Source organism: Streptomyces sp. NPDC020422, assembly GCF_044386705.1.
GTDB lineage: Bacteria > Actinomycetota > Actinomycetes > Streptomycetales > Streptomycetaceae > Streptomyces.
Map to the genome: position 1 here is coordinate 72,037 of NZ_JBIRVJ010000016.1, position 18,594 is coordinate 90,630.

Sequence of the window (18,594 nt, forward strand, 5' to 3'; positions counted from 1 at the left end):
CTGTGGATACGCAGGGTCTGTCCGTGCGTCTGTTCCGGCTCGCGGTGCTGACGCGGTTTTCCGGGCAGCAGGTCCGTCTCGCGGTGCATGCCTGGGTGTGTCCGGTCGCCCCTGAGGACGGCAGAAGAGTGGAGAGCAGCGGAGTGCGGCGGATGGTAGAGGCCTCACCGAGTGCGGCTGCTTGCGCCATTCAGGAGGCCTGTCGTCATGGCTTGCGTGTGCTGGCTTCTTGCTTGCGCTGCGGCGGGTGGCCGGCTGCCGCCGACAGCGCCGCCGCTCGGCGGTCTTGACCGCGTTCTTGTGACGTCTGGTGTCAGAGGGATGCGGCTTTGGTGACGGCGCCGGCCAGGGTCTGCTGGCTGAGGTAGCGGTGGGCGGCGTGGGGTTCTGCGATGCCGTTGTTGACCACTTCGTCCTGGATGGCGGGGGCGAGGGATGCCAGTCCGCCGTGGGCGACGATGTCACCTGCGGCTCGGAGGTTGATCCAGTCGATGCCTGCCGGAAGGCTGAGGCCGTCTTCGCATCCCAGGGAGCGGCGCACGGTGAGCCAGCCCAGGGGGGAGCCGCAGGTGACCAGGGTGGTGAGGCCGTCGGGGCCAGGGCCGGTGTCCTGCCGGGTGAGCATGTCGTAGGCGATGACGCTGCCGAGGGAGTGGGCGATGACCAGGCGGGGGCCGGGGCGGTGGAGCTCGGTGCGGACTTCGTCGCGGATGCGGTCGCCGATGTCGTGGTGGAGGTAGCGGTAGACCTGCCGTATGGGCTTGAGCAGGTGCCGGCCCACGCCCCGGCCCAGGGTGCGGTCGGCTGCGGCGAGCGCCTGGGCGACCGGGCGGGGGGCGTAGGGGATGCCCAGGCCGAGAGTTTCGGTCGCGATGTCCTGGGTGTCGGTTCCCGGGGGGATGTACTCGGCGAGTGTGCCCAGGACGAAAGCTTCTTCTTCGCCGGTGAAGGGTTCGTCGTCGTCGACCAGGGGGGTGTTCTCGTCTGCGTTCAGGTGCCGGCTTGGGTGGCGGAAGAGGTGCCCGTAGTAGGCCACGGTGAGTGGCGGGAGCGGGCATGCGGGGCCGTGATGGGTACGCAGTCCCTTGGCGAGAGCTGCTGACCACTCGGCCGAGAGCGTCGTGCTGGTGGTCTTGCCCTGCCAGATGCCGTGGATCCCGACGATGTGCATGCTGGTGTGTCTCCCCCGAGCCCGGCCCCACGAGGGCCACTTGTTGCGGCGATCGTATCCAGACGGCGCTGCGCCGGTGGCTAAGGTTCATGGACAAGGGCGGGATTTCAAGAACGTGGGACAGGTGTGGCGGTGCGGGGTCCTCGACAGCTGGTGATCGTTTCGGTGGATGACTACTTCACCGGGGATGAGGCGTTCGCCGCGAAAATCCGTGAACAGGTGCAGGTGGTCACCGGGTGGCTGGCGGATCCGGCGCTGGATTCGGGGCGGCGGTTCGAGACTGCGCGAGCCAAGCTCGGCTCGGCCGAGGACCTTCGGGCGTTTCTGGTGGAGCAGGAGCTGACACGGCCCGAGTGGGATGAGGCGGTCGTCGTCTACATCACCGGGCACGGGCTGCGCGGCCCTTCGGGGCGTCACTACCTGACGTTCGGGGACACTTCGAGCGGGCGACTTTTGGGGACGGCGTTCCCTACGAGCGAGCTGGTCACGCAGGTGCTGGACAGCGAGGCGGAGCACGTGCTGGTGCTGGTCGACTCCTGCTTCGCCGGCAGCTTGGACAGTGAGCTGAGAAAACTGCTGGAGGACTTGTCCCTCGCGCGAAGGCGACTGAAGACGCTGGCCGTTGTTGTCAGTGGGGATTTCCACGAGTCTCCGCGGGTGGGTGAGTTCACCGAGCTGCTGGGCAAGGCACTGGCGAAGGCGGGAGACGAGTCCGCAGGATTTACCGCTTCTCATCTGACCTTCGAGGAGTGGGACAGTCTGCTGAGGACGGTGGGGCGGGAGAACCCCGGTCTGATCGAGGCAGTGTGGGCATGGCCACGCTCTCGCGATGATGTTCCGAGCCTGTGTCTGCCCAACCCGCACTTCGTTGCGGAGGAGCAGGTGGTGCAGGCGCCTCGGCAGCCGTTGGCGCTGTCGGCGCCGGCCTTGGACCAGTACTGGCTCAACCGGGCCTCCGGCCGCACCGGTGAGAGCGATCCGGGCTGGTACTTCAGCGGGCGTCAGGCACTGATGAGGCAGCTCGTGGAGTTCGTCGCCGACGGCGAGGGCGTACTGGCGGTCACGGGCGCAGCCGGGTCGGGCAAGTCTGCTCTGCTGGCCCGGCTGGTGACCTTCAGCGATCCTCTCTTTGCCGTCGAGTCCCGATTCGCGAACGTGGTCAGTACGGTCGCTGAGGAGCTGCGTCCCGGGCTTGGATCGGTGGACGCGGCGGTAGTGGCCCGGGGAAAGTCGTCTTTGGAGTTGCTGCAGGATCTGCTGTCCGCGTTCGGCGCGGCGGTGTCGAGCGCTCCCCCTCTGCAGGCGCTGCTGACGCTGCTCGGCGATACGGGTATCCGCCTGGCAAGGCCCGTCACCGTCGTGGTCGACGGTGTCGACGAGGCACAGCAGCCTCGTTCCGTGTTGTCCGATGTCCTGGTGCCGCTGGCGAGACTGAAGGGGGCAGATGGCAGCCCCGCTGTCCGCCTGGTCTTGGGTATGCGCAGTTCGGCTCTGGGAGCGGGGGACGGCAAACTGCGGGATGCGGCGGCTGATCAGCTGCTCGATGTCCTGCACACGCTGTTGCAGGCGAACGCAGTGGAGCAGGAAGTCCCGCTGGCACGGATGCGTACGGATGGTCCGGGAGTCGTCGGGGACATCACCGCTTATGTGCGGGCGCTGCTGCAGATGCCGGAGAGCAGCCCCTATCACGGCCTTGAAGATGCGGCCGGACAGGCGGCGGACATCATCGCCCGGGCCGTGGAGCCGTCGTTCCTTGACGCACGACTGGCGGCAGCGCAGCTGCGGAGCGCGCCTGCGGTGCAGGACACAGATGAAAAGGCGTGGCGCGAGCGTCTGCTGGAGGGGACGTTGGCGCTGTTCAGCAGCGACCTGCGGCAGGTCGCTCTCGATCAGTCGGTGCGGATCGACGTGCTGCTGGCCGTGCTGCGTGCCACCGCATTCGCGCAGGGTTCCGGGCTGCCGTGGGCGGAGGTGTGGCCGGCGGTCGCCTCGGCGGTGCTGGGCGCGGGAGCGCCGGGAGCACAGGAGCTGGATGACGTCATCAGGACGGTGCGGCACAGCCGTCTGGTGGGTTACCTCGTCACGGGCCAAGAGGACGGCCGGGTCACCTACCGGCCGGCCCACCAACGGCTGACGGAGGTTCTCCTGAGAAACCCGGCCGACCTTGCCTATGGTCCGGACAAGGAGACGGCTGCGGACTGGGCTGATGCCATCGGAGGGATGCCGGGACTGGTGCAGGGGCATCGTGCGATCGCCGAGGCTTGCGCGGAGCTGGCGCGCAGGGCTGCTCCGGGGGCACCGCATCCTTATGTGCGCCGCTATACGGTGGCTCACGCCGATGCCGGGGGCGTCCTGGACGACTCGATCATGCCGGTGTCGTTGGCTGCGCGGGAAAGTTCGGGGACGGTGCGGGCACGGCTGGGGCTGCCCTTGCCGGTGGAGGACGGCAAGCGCCGGGTGCTGGCGGCGGCCGGGCTGATCGAGCCTTATATCGATGAGTCGGTCGATGCGGTGTCGCGGCTGAGTTCTGTGCGGTTTCAGCTGGCGGCCTGCAGCAACGGGGAGCGCCAGGACGGTGTTGTCGAGGACCCGGCGACCGTTCCGGTCGCCGGCCTGAAGGCCGGCCCCGGCACGGTTCCGGTCAGGGTGCAGTGGCGGCCACGCGCCAATGTGGTCGCTTCGGCAGACTCGCACGTCTTCACGCTGTGCGCGCTCACCACCGCGGAGGGACGCGGTCTGATCGCCGCGGGCACCCGCCGCGGGATCACGGTGTGGGACGCCTCGAGCGGACAGAAGGTCGTGCAGATCGACACAGGGCTGACCTGGGACCTGAGCGTCATCAAAGCAACGAGCGGACGTTCGTTCCTGGTGGCCGGCGGTCAGGAGGGGGCTGGCGTGTTCGATCCACTGTCGGGGCGGGAACTTGCTTCTCTGCGGAGAGTGGACGCCCACCACGTCCAGGTCCTGCAGGACGGGCCTTACAGGTGGCAGGTGGCCGTCGAGAGCGCATCCAACATCGTGCGGTGGCGTCCTTCGGAGGGCGTGAGCGAGGTAATCGGCGCTGTTGCCTCTCGCAGTCTAAAGACGGTTGCCTGGCTGCGTAGTCCTGCCAGCCGGATGGTGCGGCTGTTCAGGGATCGCGCCGAGTTCATGCTGCACGACCCGTTCACCGGCAGGACAACGCCGGTCGCGCTGCCGTCGGCTGTGTCCCTTCGGATTGACGCGGCGCCCGGGCCCGACGGTCATGACCTGCTGGCCGTGATGCGCCAGAACAGGGTCGAATTGTTCGATCCCTTCGAGGGCAGAGTGAGGGGCAACCTTCCCGGACGGGCAAACGGGGCCGTGATACTGACGCTGCCGGAAGGCCACCGTGTACTGGGGCTGAGGAGTCCGGGCACGGTCACGGTCTGGGACACCGCCGCTGACACACCTCTGGAGCTGGCACGTTTCGACTGCCCTGCTGGATCTCGTATCACCGCCGTGACCCTGCAGGACGGCTCCTGGGGGCTGGCGGCCACCAGCGACGCAGGGATTGCGCTGCTGCGTGCGCAGGGTGTGTCACCGGCGCACCCTTCGCCGGCAGTCCGGGGCCAGGTCCACTCGCAGGTCAGCGCGGTCGTCAGCGAGACAGACGGGAGGCAGTGGCTGGCAGTGGCACAGGACGGCGGTGTGTCCCTGGTGGATCCGGTCAGCGGTCAGCGGCTTGATCATCTGGAATGCCCGCCGCCGGTGCGGTGCGTGGAAGGAGTGCCGGACCTGGGCAATGGGCCTGCGGTGGCCGTGGCGCACGGGCAGGGCGTGGTGCTGTGGCAGCCACTGATAAAACTCGTTGAGAAAATCGTGGGAACACCCATGTGGGGCGTGATGCTTTTGGGAGCCAGGCTCAACAGCGGCCAGCCCGCTTTGTTCATCGCGCACGGTACCGCCCTGTGGGGACATGACCTGCTCACCGGGAAGCACTGGTTCCTGCAGCCTTCGGCACAGGACAAGATCACCAACCTGGCGGCATATCCGTCACCGACGGCGTGCGTTCAAGTCATCGGCGTGACCAAGAGACACATGAGCATATGGAATGCGGCCGACAGTTCTACGGGCACGAGAGCCAGACTCACCCCACCCGCGGGCCGGGGCGCCTGCGTCGTTCCCGTAGCGGGAGACGCTCCCGTGGTGGCCGTCGCCAGCGGCAAAGAGGTGACCCTGTACGCTCCGGGCACCTGGAAGCCGGCCAGGCGGATCGACACCCCGCTGACCACAGCGATCATCCCGGTACGTCAGGACGACGGAACATGGCTGGTGGCCACCGGCAACGGTACGGGCCTGCGCCTGTGGGAACCGTCGAGCGGTGAGCTGGTGCACTGCGTGCTGACCGCCGCACCGGTCACGCACATCACACAGACGACAGGGCCGGACAACATGCTGCACATCAGCGGACCTGCCGGGCATGCCTCTGTCCAATGGAACTCTGGACACGGCGTGCCGTAGAAGACCTGCCTCGTCTCGGCGGGTGTGAGGCGCCGGCCTCGATGACGGAGCACGCCGATGAACTTCCAGCGGTCAGCTGCTCGGTGTCCTTAACCCGCGCAGGGCGGATCGCCACGCGGTGAATCTTGGCCGCCGGACGCAGGTGCCGTCGACGTCCGTCTCCGGGCATCGGCGGCACCTGCTCTGCGTCACCGGTCGTCTCGGTCGCGGCCCAGCAGCAGGGCCAGGACCAGGCGGGCCTCCTTCCGGCGCTCGGCGGACGGGTCGAAAACCGCCAGCAGGGCGACGGTGACGACGGTCAGGCCGTGGGTGGCGATGACAGTGGTGCTGATGGGCTCGTTGATCAGTTCGAGCAGGGTGAGCACGGTGGGTCTCCTCACGGGTTGACCCCGCCGTTCGTGGCGGGGTGTGGTGAGGTGATTCGGCCTCGTCCGGGGAGTTTCCGGCGATGTGTGCTCGCGCCGCTGGTGAGCGTCTACGCTGGTCAGGGCCCGCATGAGAGGTTTTCCGGCGGTGTGCGGGCCGGATGGGGTGGTGGATGCAGGGGCGGACGGCGGCCCAGAAGTTCGCGGGCGTGCTGGACGGTCTTCATCTGAAGGCGGGCAAGCCGACGCTCCAAGCACTGGTGCGTGCTGGGCGGCAGCAGGCTCCGCCTGTTGCGCTGAGCACGTCTTCGTTGGGGGCCTGGCTGAAGGGAGAGAGCGTTCCTTCGAACCCGGCAGCCGTCGGGTTCCTCTTCGGACACCTCACGGCACTGGCCCGCAGGGGAGGTGAGCCGGTCCCCGACGTCTCATGGACAAAGCTGTGGGAGGAGGCCCGCGCGGAGAAGCGGGCTTTGCGCGGCGGGCGTCCGCCTCGCCCCCGCGTGGTGACAGCCGAGTCCCTGGCCGCCTCTGGGGGACGGGGAACGCTCGTTTCGGCCCTTCAGGCTGCCGACGCTTGCAGCGAGTGGGAAGTACACCCCTCGGCCGTGGCAGCTTCCGACAGAGGAGGAGCGCTGCCGTTGTACGTGCGCAGGGCGCACGATGCAGCGGTGCGGCAGGTGGTGGCGCGGGCGGGGGCCGGGTCGAGCGGGATGGTGGTTCTGGTCGGGGGTTCGTCGTCCGGCAAGACCCGGGCATGCTGGGAGGCGGTGCGGGAGCTTCCGGCAGGGTGGCGGTTGTGGCACCCGCTCGACCCGACGCCTGCCAAGGCGCTGGTCGATGCCCTGGAAGAAGGCATTGCGCCGCGCACCGCGATCTGGCTCAACGAGCTTCAGCGGTACGTCGGGGAAAGCGCCGGCGAGGAGGCGGAGCGGGTGGCAGCGGGGCTGCGCGCGCTGCTTCAGGATCCAGAGCGTGGGCCTGTCCTCATCCTGGCGACCGTCTGGCCGGAGCACTGGACCCTGATGGCCGACCGTCCCTTCGGTGCCGACCGCTATCCGCAGGCGCGTGAGCTGCTTGTCGGCCGGGCCGTCCACGTGCCTTCCTCCTTCGACCAGGCCGTCAGGGACGACATACGTGCGGTCGGTGCCCACGATCCGCGGCTGACCGAGGCGATGGAGCGGGCGGCGGACGGCCAGATCACCCAGTATCTGGCTGGTGCTCCTGCCTTGACCGACCGGTATCGCATGGCTCCGCCTGGTGCGGCCGCGCTGGTCCGGGCCGCCATGGACCTCTCCCGCCTCGGCGGGGTGCCCCGGATACCACAGGGTTTCCTGGAGGCCGCCGCAGACGGGTACCTGAGCGACAGCGAGTACGAGGCTTTGGGCGAGGACTGGTTCGAGCAGGCCCTTGCCTACGTGGCGACGCCGTTTCGCGGCGTGCGGGGCATGCTCAGCCCGGTCCACGCCCGACCGGGTGCCTCCGACGGCACGACCCGGTTCCTGCTGGCCGACTACCTGGACCAGGCCGGTCGCAGGGAGCGTCGGTACGCCGCTCCCCCGGCATCGTTCTGGCAGGCGGCGCGCCGGCATCTGGTCGATCCCCAGGCACTGACGTCGCTGGCCAGGGCCGCTCAGGCACGATGGCGTGACCAGGACGCGGCGCTGCTCTACCAGCAAGTCCTCGACAGCGGTGACACGCGTTCCGCTCTGAAACTGGCGTGGCTGTGGCAGGAGCGCGCCAGACCCGAGGAAGCTACGCGCGTGCGCCGGCAGGCAGCCCTCGCAGGACACGTGGAAGCTCTCGAGGAATACCTGCGGGAGCTGGTAGACGCAGCGGACCTGGCAGGCGCCGAACAGGTGCTGCGAGAGGCAGCGGACAAGGGTATGCCGGCCGCTCAGCTCATTCTTGCCAGGGCGTTGGCGGAGGACGGACAGCTTGACGAGGCTGCCCGCTGGTATGACGAGGTGGCCCGGTGCGGTGATACGGAGGTGCTGCATGCGTATGCAAGTGACCTTCGGGTCAGCGGTGACCTTGACCGCGCCCGTCGCATCCTGCAAGCGGCCAAAGACTGCAAAGCAGCACGCGAACTCGCCTTTCTCGCCGCCGAGTCCGGTACAGCGGCGGAAGCCGAGGAGGCCGCCATGGAAGCGTTCGCCTGCGGTGAGACGCGGCCGCTGCAGCTGCTTGCCCAGAAGGCGGCCGCCGAGGCACGGCCTGCGGACGGAGTCCGGTACTACCGTCATGCCGTCGCCGTGATGGAACGCCGGCGCCGGCTCCGTTCCCCGCAGAGCGGCCTCATCGATCTCCTGGCCCGGCTGCAGGGCCTCACCGATCTCATCAGCCCCAGCAGGCTGCCGATGCCCGCGGGTGAGACATGGGCTCTGCGTGAGCTCGTGGCCCTCCTCGACGCGGTCGAGGGCGAGCAGACGGGTGACAGCGAACTGCGCAGCGCCGCTGACGGCGGAAACCGGTGGGCCCTGGAGATGCTCATCCGCCGCCTGCACAAGCGGGGAGAAGGAAGCGATGGTGAGGCGCTGGTCAGGGAGAAGGCAGCCGAGGGCGAGCTGTGGGCTGTGTGGACGCTGGCCCACCGCGCCCGCCACGATGCGAGCGCCGACCGGGCCCAGGCGCAGGCCCTGCTGAAGAGCGCGGCTGCCGCGGGCATCGCGCAGGCTTATGCGGCCCTGGTCGAGGACGCGGAGAACGCCGGCCTTACGGAGGAAGCCGACCAGTGGACGCTGCGCGCCGCCGCCGGTGCTTACACACAGCCGCTGTGGAACTTGATCAGGGAGCGGGAGAAGGCCGGCAGCTTCGACACGGCCGAACGGCTGGCCTGGCAGGCGGCCGCCTCCCTCGGAACCTCGGTCGTGCGGCAGCTGGCAGAAAGACGCAGCGACGAGATGGCGCTGCCGCTGCTGTGGCGCGCCTACGAAGCGGGCATGCCCTGGGCTCCCGGCATGCTCGCCATGCGTCTGGAAGCCGCCGGAGAACACACGCAGGCCGAATTCCTCGCCCGGATCGCCGCTGACACCGGCGACAGGGAGCCTCTTGAGATTCTGGCCGGGAAACGGGCATGTGACGATCCCGACGGCACCTGGAGGGCGCTGCTGGCCAACGGCCTGACCGCGCAGGGGACCGCCGCACCCCCCTGGTGAGATGAGCGGGCCAGCAGCCGCGAGCTCGTGCACACCGCCTGCTTGCCGCGCCTCGCTACGGCGGCAGTGCGCCTTGTCAGCTCCACTGGGAGACATCACCCTATCCCTGTTCTCGTCATGATGACGAGAACAGGGATAGGGTGATGTCTCCCAGATCCGATGATGAGGAAAGGAGCCGTCATGTCTGCGGACCATCCCCTGGCCACGACGTTTCCATTCGAGTCCCTTGATGAACTGGAGATGGCAACGGCTCCTTGGAGCCCCACCGAGAGCCTCTTCCACTACACGAACGCGCATGCTGCATCTATCATTCTGGCCGGCGGCAAGCTGCGCCTTTCGCCCTATCCCAGGACCAACGATCTGTGGGAAACGGAGCCGCTGCATCCGACGCTCAGCGGCCCTGGTGGGGATGACTTCAGCGCAAGCTCCGCCCTGTGGGAAGAACTCGATCGGCACCTCCGTCTGAACGCCAAAGTCGGATGCCTGACAAGGGACTTCACCACCTCTGCAGACATCGGCAACCCTGACGCACGCCGCGGGTGGGCCCTTCTCGCGCTGTGGTCACACTACGGCGACGGATACAAGGGCGTCTGCCTCAGACTGGACCACGGCAAGCTCGTCGAGTCCTTTCTGCGCCACGCAGGTCCGGCAGCCCTCGCCTTCCACGCCCCGGTCCAGTACTTGAACGGCCAAACCGGGCCCTCCACCACCAGCAGCATCGACCGCAGACAGGTCTCAGAGTTCGGTGCGGACGCCGTGGCGCTGGCCTACGCCGAGGCCAACAAGGGCCCGCTGTACTTCCGCAAGCACAGCGCCTGGTCCTACGAAGCCGAGTACCGCCTCATCCTGCTCAACCAGTCCGGCGATTACGACTTCGTCGACATCCGCGATGCCGTCACCGGCGTCATCCTGGGCCCCCGGTTCTCCGAGGAAGACATGCCGGCCCTCAAAGCGGCTCTTGAGAACTACCCGAGGGCTGAAGTGCGGCAACTGCGCTACCACCACCGCAGACTCTTCCTCGCCCCCTTCGAGGGTTTCCCTCCCGCCTCCCGGCCGAGCCATGGCCAGATGCCTCCCGGCCGGCGAGAGGGCTCACTGGCCGAGCGCTTCCTCGCCCTGCAAAAAGCAGAGAGTGAAGCTGCGGCACAACACCGAGATGCCGTGGTACTCGCCCGCGCGCCGCTGGAGCAGCTCCAGGAAGGCCTCTCGGCGCTGGAAGCCGAGCTGGGACTGTGGCCCGGAACGCAGGCCGGCCCCGTCTCGCCGGGCGTCGCAGCCATCCCCGAGGACGAGCGAGCGCGCCAGCCCGGTGTACCGGGAGAGACCATCCACTACCAGCGCGGCTTCCACTGCGGGGTAAAGCCCCCTTCGCTGCACCGGCCCATCTTGACCGCGTCGGCAGCCGTCCAGGTCCTCGACGGTGAGCGCCTGCGCCTCTACGGCCTGGTCACCCTCGAGGACGATCGCCCCTACGAAGTCTGGTGCGACCGGAAAGAGGTGGACGCCTCCGGTGCCTCTGCCGTGGTGGAGGCTCTCCTGGGTGCGCTGAGCGCTGCTACACGCGACGCCCGCCCTCTGTTCGACCAGGCCCGGGACGGCAACACAGTGCAAGGACCTGGCGAGGACGCGCATTGAGGCGTGCCTCCCAGGACGGCATCTGGGAAGACCGACGTCACGTGGCTGCCGTGGGGACGGCCCGTGGATCACCGTCGTGATCTCGGGTGCTGTCTCGGCCATGACGCGTCCCGTCCGGGTCAGCCTGTCTTGCTGGCACGCCATTCGAGGGCTTGCGGGGTCTCGGTGAACTCCACCAGGTGCTCGCCCGCGAAGCGTTCCAGTGCAGTGCGTACCTCGGTGGGGGTGACGTAGAAGAACTCTTTCCTGCTGTTGACGCGGTTGACGCGGCGGTCGGCGAACTCCTGGTGGAGGCGGGTTTCGAGGCCGACGGCGTCCTTGCTGAAGATCAGGGCGTGGACGTCGAAGCGGAAGGGGACCGCGGCTCCGCTGAGCTCGTAGACGCGGTCGAGGGGTTCGAGGCGCCGGGTCATGCCGATCTTGACGATGCTGTCCCCGAAGGCGCCGATGTTGGAGACGACGTAGACGTAGCCGGTGCGGACGTTCGCGGCGCGTGCGTCGACGTCCTGCAGCGCCTGCTGGATCTCGGCGAGTTTGGCCTCCATGTCACGCACGGCGTCGTGGTCGCCCTGGGCGCGCAGGCGCTCGATGGCGGCTTCGTAGTGGTTGAGTTCCTTGTGCAGCTTCTCCCGTTCGCGGTCCAGCTCTCGCTGGGCGGCCGCCTCCTCGCGCTCACGGGCCCGTGCCTCGCGCTGTGCTTCCTTCTCCTCGTCCTTCTTCTGCAGGAAGTCAGCGGTCAGCTGCAGTTCGCGTACCCGGGCGTCGTGGTAGGCGTCGGAGATGCGGATGTGCATGGTGGCGCCGAGCTTGGCGATGGTCTCACGGCTCTTGTAGAGACGGTCGACGAGTGAGGTCAGGCGGTGGGGGCGCATGGTGCGGACGGCGTAGTCGGCCTCGGCGTTGTAGGCGCGGAGCATCAGTTTGGAGAAGTCGCGGATCATCTTTCGGCCCTCGCGGGCGGAGCCGTTGACGGTCCAGTCCGTGGCGGCAAGAACCGCCTGGTTGTTGCGGGCGAGGTTCTTGATCTCGGCCTTGAGGGAGTCCAGGCGGCTGCGGTAGGCGACCGCGTCGTGGAGCTGGTGGTGGTAGGCGTAGATGCCGGCCTGTTGCAGCAGGACGGTCTCGTCGGTGGTGACGATCTGCGCGCGCAGCTCGGTCAGGCGGCTCTCGGCCTGATAGATCTCTGCGCGGTATTGGTCGGCTTCCTTGCGGATCCGTTCGGTTTCCTTCGCGGCCTGCTTGGCGTCGGCCTTGATGTCCTTGGCAGTCTGGCGGGCCTGTGCCACGACGGATTCGGCCTCGGCCTGTGCCTGCGCATGTAGCGCGGCTGCCTCCTGGCGTGTCCGCTGCATGAGGCCGGCGACCTGGGCAGCGTCGGCGCCTTGGGTATGCGCGATCCACTGCCTGAGTTCCTCCAGCTCGCTCGCCTCGTCACGCCGCCAACGGCCGAACAAGCCTTTCTTGCGCCCGGCGGGAACGCCGGGCGCCGGCGTGTACTGCTGAGGCACAGCGGCCGCCGGCTGCGCGTCTTGGGGTGGGTCGGGCAGCCACATCTGCCAGCCGGGAGGGGGCGGCGGCCAGGACGGGTCGGGCTGCCAGCCCGCCGGAGGGACCCAGCCCTGGACCAGGGGCCAGTTCGGCGGCGGATTGAATCGGAACCTGTCCACACTCACCCGTCCACTCCCCTCCCCCGGCACCGCCCGGTGCCCCGCCCTCGATTTCCCGCGCGATCATGCCGTGCAGGCTGCCGGGAGGAAGGCCGATCACGAGGATCGGCGCAAAAGGCACCCTGGCTGCCACCGAAGGCCGCGGGAGGGGCGTCGTCGCGCTCCGGCTTCGAAAGAGCCATACTCGGCGCGTGTTGCCGCCGGTTTGGGCGACGTTTGTCAGGCTCCCGCGGACGGGATGGCGTGACGCTGCCGCACTGAGCAGCCGTTCTGCGCGGCCCTGTGTCCCGGGTGGGACCGTGCCTGCCGAGAGGGCCGGCATTCCGCCCAGGGCCAGTCAGTGTGTCTCGGCCACGCGGGGGGATATCGCACATACCACTCGTGTGTGCCCAAGTCACCTTACCTTGCACATCAGATGGCCGGTTTCTATGCCTCCGGTCCCCCACTTCCGAGGAGTTGTTCGTGTCTGCTTCCCTTACGCCCGTCCAAAGCATCGACGCCACGACCGCGGCACTCCAGGAAGAGCTTCCTCGCCTGGAGCAGCTTCAGCAGGAACTCGAGAAGGAGCTGGCCGCGGTCTCGGAGCGCGTCCTGTCGGTCCGTAAGGCACTGACGGCCTTGCTGGCCCTGGCCGAGACCCCTGCCCCTCGGGCGGTGCAGGCCGCGCCTGAACCGGCTGTGGCAAAGGACGAGACGGCGGTCGAGGCGGCGCCTATACAGGAAGCGGGTCCGGTTCCCGCGCCCCGCAAGGCCGCCACCACACGCGCGGCCGGCGAGCGTAAGACGACGCCGGCCAAGGCCAACGGGCGGAAGGAACGGTTCCCCTGCGAAGAAGCCTCGCGTCGCGACCGCGTCGCGGAACGCCGCTCCTGCCGCGAAGGACCCTGCCGGCTTCACCGAGCAGGTGATCGGCATTCTCGCCCGTTCACCGGAGACTGCGATGCGCGCGCGGGACGTCGCCCAGGCACTCGGCCATGATTCCTCGACGGGCGCCGTGAACTCCGTCCGCAGCACGCTCAACCGCCTCGTGGCCACCTCGCGGGCCGCCCGCGCCGGCCGGGGTCTCTACCAGGCTGCTGCCGCCAGCTGATCCAGTCGCAGGTCATCGCCATCCGGCACCTCCTCGCCGGGGCCTCGCTGACGGAGTCTGGCACCTTGTGATCTCTGTCCGCACATCGACCCGGCGAGGCTCCGCTGCCCTTCGTTGCGGGCCAGTCCGACGAGGGCTACGGCGTCGTGGTCGAGTTCGCCGGCTGTTCAGAGCCGCACCCCGCCCAGGCCGCCGCAGCATCTCGATCACCACCCGTTCCAACAGCCGACACCGCGCCTGACCACGCTTCCCCAACTGGTTGCACAGGGGGCGTGAACTACCGCAACTGAAACCACCAGATGCCCCCAGTCACCGCGGCGCTGCCGGCTGCGTACGCAGCGCCTCGAATCATGGCGAACCCTGCGGCCCGAAGCAGGCGTCGGGGTCCTTTGCGAAAACGTCTCGTCATTTCGTCTCTCCTCTGAGCTGGCTGCCGTGCGCACGATGCGCGACAGGCGTATGGCTCAGTAGGCCAACCCGTCCCAGAGTGAGGCCCTGTGTGAATCGCGGGGTTCTAACTAGACTCGCCTCGTGGTGTGGAAAGAGCCCAGCGAAGCCGAGCAGCGATTGTGTGAGCAGCTTGCGGCGCACGGGCTGTCAGTGAGCTGGGCGAAGATTCGTCGATGGCGCGAGTTCGGTGCGCTGCCCTGGAAGAAGCGGGAAGGCCTGGGGCGTGGGGCTGGGTCGAGCTCGGGGCTCCTACCGGAGACTTTCGCTGTTGCTCAAGCCCTGGCGCTGGCCACCGCGAAGAAACGGCCCCTGGAGCAGGCCGTACTCGAGGTGTTCACCACGGGCGCTCGGCTCGATCAAGTCCTCGCGGCCGCGACGGTACCGCTACCCGAACGTGCGGTTCGACGCGCTCTGGCCTGGTACATGGCGCGGGATCGCTCCCATCCCTTTGCCGCCATCGAGATGGCCGCCAGATCCGCAGGCGGCTGCCCCGACAAGGCCATGGATGCCGCTCTGGAGGCGGCTCACCGGTACTTCCCCAAGCTGTACCGCCAGGCGAAACAAAAGGGGCGACCGCCGGGTATGACGGTGCCCGACAGCCTCGCCGACGCCGATGGCCTCGCGACCATCGCCGTGGCAACGGTGCTCGGCTTCGAGGTCTTCGGCGCCGACGCCGTTGTGGAGGCAGTGAACCAGTCGCTGCCCGAGCTAACTGACGAGTACGGGGACCAGGTCTTCGCCCAACTGAGCAGCTCTCTGCGAGGGGCTGAAGGTCACGGCGCGAACCCGTGGTCCCGCCGTGCTCGCTGGCCCTCGCTTCAGGACCGGATCCAAAGGGTGGAAGAGGTCGAGTACGCGCAGCTCTGCGGGATCCGCGATGCGCTGGCCCTACTCGTGGAAGCCTCCCCCGCGCTGGCGCTGGCGCTGGCGCGAAGAGCAGGGGTCGAAGATCCGGCTGTACGGCACGTTGAGGCAGTTCGGGCGGCGAACCGGCGCACAGATGAGTACCTGCGACGGGCCGAGGACATCAGCCGCTGCCCCACGGAACGGGCCTGGAAGGACTTCACCGGCCTTCTCCTGAACGTCTGCATTTCGCCACGGCGCCTCAGTACTTTCCAGGACGATGTCACGGCTCTGGATCCTGCCTTGAACGACATTCCAGGCCTTGGCCGTCGGGTGCTCGCGAGCTGTATCGCCGCCTCGGCCGGCGAAGCATAGGGGCCTCGCTCACTGCAAGAACACCAAGCGCCGGATGCCAAGCCGAAGCGAAGCCGTTGCGGCTGAGTCTTCAACGGGGTGCAGGAGGTACCGTTCCCTGGCACGCAGCGGGACAGGTCGGCATCAACCCTCTACAGCCTCACAGGCCCAGGTGTGCCATCGTTCCAATGTGAGTTCTGAAGACATAGCCGCCTACGCGTCACTTATGGCAGGCATCGCTGCCCTGGTCATGGTCGCTTTCGGACTGCGCCAGTTGCGCTTGCTACGGGAGCAGAACCGGAGCAGTCAAAGGGCGAGTGCCGCTGCTGTGGAAGCTGCGGATGCTGCTCGGGCTGCCGTCACTGAAACGGCTCGGACACGTGCTGACACGTTCGCGCCAAGGATCACGGTGCTGTCCGAGGAGCCCCAGTGGCCTCCGCTCATCAGCCGGCACGCGTCCCGTGGAGATCGTCTGTTTTCCTCGGGCGTCGTGCATGGTGCCGAGCAGCTGGGCCGGGAAGAGCTGATCTTCCCCGAGAGTGCGGAACACCTGATGTGGTTCGTCGTCCGTAGTGTTCTCACGAACGAGGGTGCCTCGACAGCTCGTGTCCGGATCATGGGAGACGGCGAGTTCATCGAAGGTGATTCTCACCTGCTGCCCGGTGAGCGGCTGTCTGTCCCTCCGCGAAGTGCTGCAGGCTCCGGCTTCGGAGAGGACTATTTGCACCGGATGCACATCCTGCGTCCCGGACAGTCAGCTCTCGTTCAGTGGGCCGCTCCGATGAAAGTTGCCGAGTGGACCGTCAACCATGATCTGGGAGCTCCACCGGAGGCGAGCGTGACGATCGAGGCCTTCGACCACGCTGCCCATGGTGTCATCGACCGCACCAGGGTGAGCGTCACCGCTCGGGTGCTTCGTCCGGTCCGCGGGCGTGAGGCGCACTGGGCTCTGACCACCGCCGAACCCCGGGACGTTCACGTCGTGGTCTGGGATACCGAGCGCGAGTACCGCAGCGAGCAGCGCGACTGACATGCGACCGTAGAGGCAGCACGGTGCCTGAGCCGATGCAGGATCTGTCACCCGGTCGGGAGCACTGTACGTCGGCGGCCAGGGGGAGCTCGAGATCGCCTGCCTGGCCCCTACCTCGCGCCTGCGCCTGCGTGAGGCTGACAGCTCTCGGAAGTGCGGGTGCCCGGTGGCAGACTCTGGCCGCGCTGGCCGGGAGGGTGCCACTGACTGACTCGTTCAGCTGGCGTACAGGTTGAGCAGGTGTTTGCCCGGTCGGGGCTCGAGGTTGCGGTAACTGAATCGCAGCAGGGTACGGCCAGCGGCGCTGTGGTCTTGGCTGAGACTGATGGGCTTCAGAGGGTGGGCTGCGTGAGAAGCGTCAATCGATTAGCGGACCTGGCATCGCGGACGTAGATCGCCCCCTGCCCGGGGCGTCCATAGTTTGCTGCCCGGCCTGGCGTTGCAGGGCTAGGATCCGCCCGCAGCGTTCGCGGCGGTCTTTCGTACTCGGGGACGGTGAGTGAGGCATAGAGTGTGGCGAGGGTCGAGCGGTGCGGGTGGTGGCCCTTGGGGCGGGAGCGTGATCGGCGGGTGGACGAGGCGGGGTTTCGCCGAGCGGGTATCCCCGCGAGCGCGCACAAGGAACGCGCGAGCTATCACGTCCTGGGGCTTGTGGCCAACAGTGCAGGCTGTCAGCTGCAGGATCCGCAGCTCGACTACGACTGTCTCGACACGACAGTGCTGGGTTCGGGTCCACACTCTCGGCGCGGCCCCCGGTTCGATGTCCAGCTGAAGTGCACAAGCAGCGTCCATACGGCAAGGCCGCTCGCCAATGGCGACTACTCGATGAACCTGCCGGCCGACCAGTACCTGAAGCTACGAGCCCCGGGCTATGTCCCGGTGCGGCTGGTAGCGATGATCCTCCCAGAAGGAGTAGAGGTTCCGCAGGTCAGGAACGACGGGACCTTCTGGGCCCTGGATGGTTTCATGCTGTGGTCCGACCCGGAGGACTGGCCTGCGCTTGAGCCTGGGAGGAAGTTCGGCAGAGTGATTCTCCCGCGGGAGAACGAGTTCACTCCGGAGTACGTCAGAGACCTGATCAAGCGCCTGGGCAACGGAGGTGGGCGGTGAAACTGGAAAAGCTGGACTCTGGGGCCTTCCGGCCCCTGGTTCCGTCTGTCTCCGTCGCGATGCTCTCGGACTTCCTTCATGAGGCTGGCTGGGTGCTGGCCGACGAACGTGAGGGACTAGCGGAGTACTGGCTTTCCCCCCAGGCGGGAGCCGGTGAATCGGAGGATGGGGCCTACCTGCTGCCGCTGAACGAAGGGATGCGTGACTACGACCGTAGGCTGGCCGAGCTGCTCGCGGGACTGGCCGACTACTTCGGTGATGACGCATCACAGCTTCTGCAGCGAATCAGTTCCGTGGACTGGGACACTCTGTTGTTCCGCATAAATCCTGCCGGGCCTGGTGAGTCCGTGCCGCTTGCCGAGGCTGCGAGCGTCCTCGCTGTGGGCTCGGAAATGCTGAGGCTGGCGGCTCTCTACACGGACAATCCCGAAAGGACCGGATGGGGCAGCCGCCGTAGTGCCGGCGTGGCGGCCTATCTGCGCGACGGGGTGCGGCTCGGCCACACCCGGCAGGGCAGCTTCGTCTTCCCGGTGATGTCTCGTACCGGGCCATGGCAGGGAACCCGGCCGCCATTCGGACGGCAGGTCATGATGAACCTCGCCGCCGCGCTCGACCGTGTCCATCGCTGGGTCCGTACCGGCGCCGATGAACGTGAGGGCATGCCTCCGTTCGAGACCGCCGTTGCAAAGTCCCTGCGTCCGCTTGCCCGAGCCGGAGACCTGTCGCTTGAACTGTCGTTCCAGTGGGCTGCGAATCCTCCCACCATGGAGAACATGCGAAACAGTCCCCTATCCTTCGACGCCTCCGCCGTACGTACGTTGCACAGACGTACCCAGCAGCCGACCATGCCGCACGGCATCGAGGATGATCTGCCGGAGCCGGAGAGGGCTGCTCTGCGGTCTCCCTCCGCCATCACCCGCCAGCCGCAGGAACAAGAACTCACCGGCGAGATCGTCGCCATCGGTGTAGATGACCGCAATGCAGCCCGAGGGCAGAACCCCTGCTTCATCGTGCTCCGTGTCGGGGAGAACGACTACACCATGGCGGTCAACCATGACGAGCATGACTACGCGCTCCGCGCGCGTCGAGACGGACGGAGGGTCACCGCCAGAGGGGAAGTCGCCATGCGTGGGAACGGGAGAACGATCCAGGGCTCTCTGGTCCGGGACCAGACTCCCTCGCTCCCCCGTCGACCTTAAGGCGTATAGGCACGTCCAAGGGACTACCGCCGCCATTGCAGGA

Annotated in this window: 11 protein-coding genes; 8 read left to right on the top strand and 3 right to left on the bottom strand. The window is 67.7% G+C overall.

Annotated features, from left to right (window positions below; all coding sequences use genetic code 11):
• Nucleotides 1-313 precede the first annotated feature (313 nt).
• Nucleotides 314-1,171: a hypothetical protein gene (locus tag ACH414_RS32955; protein WP_391115722.1), complete on the bottom strand. Its 858-nt coding sequence runs from the start codon at nt 1,169-1,171 to the stop codon at nt 314-316.
• A 153-nt stretch (nt 1,172-1,324) separates the two neighbouring features.
• Between ACH414_RS32955 and ACH414_RS32960 the strand changes: the two genes are divergently transcribed.
• Entirely contained in the window at nt 1,325-5,653 is a 4,329-nt protein-coding gene (locus ACH414_RS32960) for an AAA family ATPase (protein WP_391115721.1), read from the top strand.
• 188 nt (nt 5,654-5,841) lie between these two features.
• Here ACH414_RS32960 and ACH414_RS32965 read toward each other — a convergent pair whose 3' ends face one another.
• Nucleotides 5,842-6,018: a hypothetical protein gene (locus tag ACH414_RS32965; protein WP_382548707.1), complete on the bottom strand. Its 177-nt coding sequence runs from the start codon at nt 6,016-6,018 to the stop codon at nt 5,842-5,844.
• A 668-nt stretch (nt 6,019-6,686) separates the two neighbouring features.
• Between ACH414_RS32965 and ACH414_RS32970 the strand changes: the two genes are divergently transcribed.
• Nucleotides 6,687-9,173 (top strand): hypothetical protein, encoded by a 2,487-nt coding sequence (locus tag ACH414_RS32970; RefSeq protein WP_398944685.1) that lies wholly within the window; start codon nt 6,687-6,689, stop codon nt 9,171-9,173.
• 180 nt (nt 9,174-9,353) lie between these two features.
• A complete protein-coding gene (locus ACH414_RS32975; protein ID WP_391115719.1) occupies nt 9,354-10,808 on the top strand; it encodes a DUF2971 domain-containing protein in 1,455 nt (484 codons plus the stop codon).
• Between the two features lie 119 nt (nt 10,809-10,927).
• On the opposite strand, the gene ACH414_RS32980 is transcribed toward ACH414_RS32975, so the two are convergent.
• On the bottom strand, nt 10,928-12,160 hold the full coding sequence (locus ACH414_RS32980; RefSeq protein ID WP_398944687.1) for a DUF4041 domain-containing protein: 1,233 nt from the start codon (nt 12,158-12,160) through the stop codon (nt 10,928-10,930).
• A 1,255-nt stretch (nt 12,161-13,415) separates the two neighbouring features.
• Here ACH414_RS32980 and ACH414_RS32985 point away from each other — a divergent pair.
• The 5 genes from ACH414_RS32985 (at nt 13,416) to ACH414_RS33005 (ending at nt 18,551) form a co-directional block, all read left to right on the top strand.
• Entirely contained in the window at nt 13,416-13,565 is a 150-nt protein-coding gene (locus ACH414_RS32985; RefSeq protein ID WP_382548715.1) for a hypothetical protein, read from the top strand.
• Nucleotides 13,566-14,096: 531 nt separating this feature from the next.
• The gene (locus ACH414_RS32990) at nt 14,097-15,233 is read left to right on the top strand and encodes a hypothetical protein (protein WP_382548717.1); all 1,137 of its coding nucleotides are present in this window, start codon (nt 14,097-14,099) and stop codon (nt 15,231-15,233) included.
• Nucleotides 15,234-15,621: 388 nt separating this feature from the next.
• Nucleotides 15,622-16,242, top strand: a complete 621-nt coding sequence (locus tag ACH414_RS32995; protein WP_152369426.1) for a hypothetical protein — start codon at nt 15,622-15,624, stop codon at nt 16,240-16,242.
• A 570-nt stretch (nt 16,243-16,812) separates the two neighbouring features.
• Nucleotides 16,813-17,352 carry a DUF4365 domain-containing protein gene (locus tag ACH414_RS33000; RefSeq protein WP_167309075.1) on the top strand — a complete coding sequence of 180 codons (540 nt, stop codon included), beginning with the start codon at nt 16,813-16,815 and terminating at the stop codon, nt 17,350-17,352.
• Entirely contained in the window at nt 17,349-18,551 is a 1,203-nt protein-coding gene (locus ACH414_RS33005; RefSeq protein ID WP_152369428.1) for a hypothetical protein, read from the top strand. The genes ACH414_RS33000 and ACH414_RS33005 overlap by 4 nt, the downstream gene beginning before the upstream one ends.
• Nucleotides 18,552-18,594: the final 43 nt, after the last annotated feature.

Bases quoted from the DNA above. Each gene is read 5' to 3' on its own strand.
- ACH414_RS32955 (WP_391115722.1), bottom strand. From the start codon at position 1,171: ATGCACATCGTCGGGATCCACGGCATCTGGCAGGGCAAGACCACCAGC.
- ACH414_RS32980 (WP_398944687.1), bottom strand. From the start codon at position 12,160: ATGCAGCGGACACGCCAGGAGGCAGCCGCGCTACATGCGCAGGCACAG.
- ACH414_RS32975 (WP_391115719.1), top strand. From the start codon at position 9,354: ATGTCTGCGGACCATCCCCTGGCCACGACGTTTCCATTCGAGTCCCTT.
- ACH414_RS32985 (WP_382548715.1), top strand. From the start codon at position 13,416: ATGCGCGCGCGGGACGTCGCCCAGGCACTCGGCCATGATTCCTCGACG.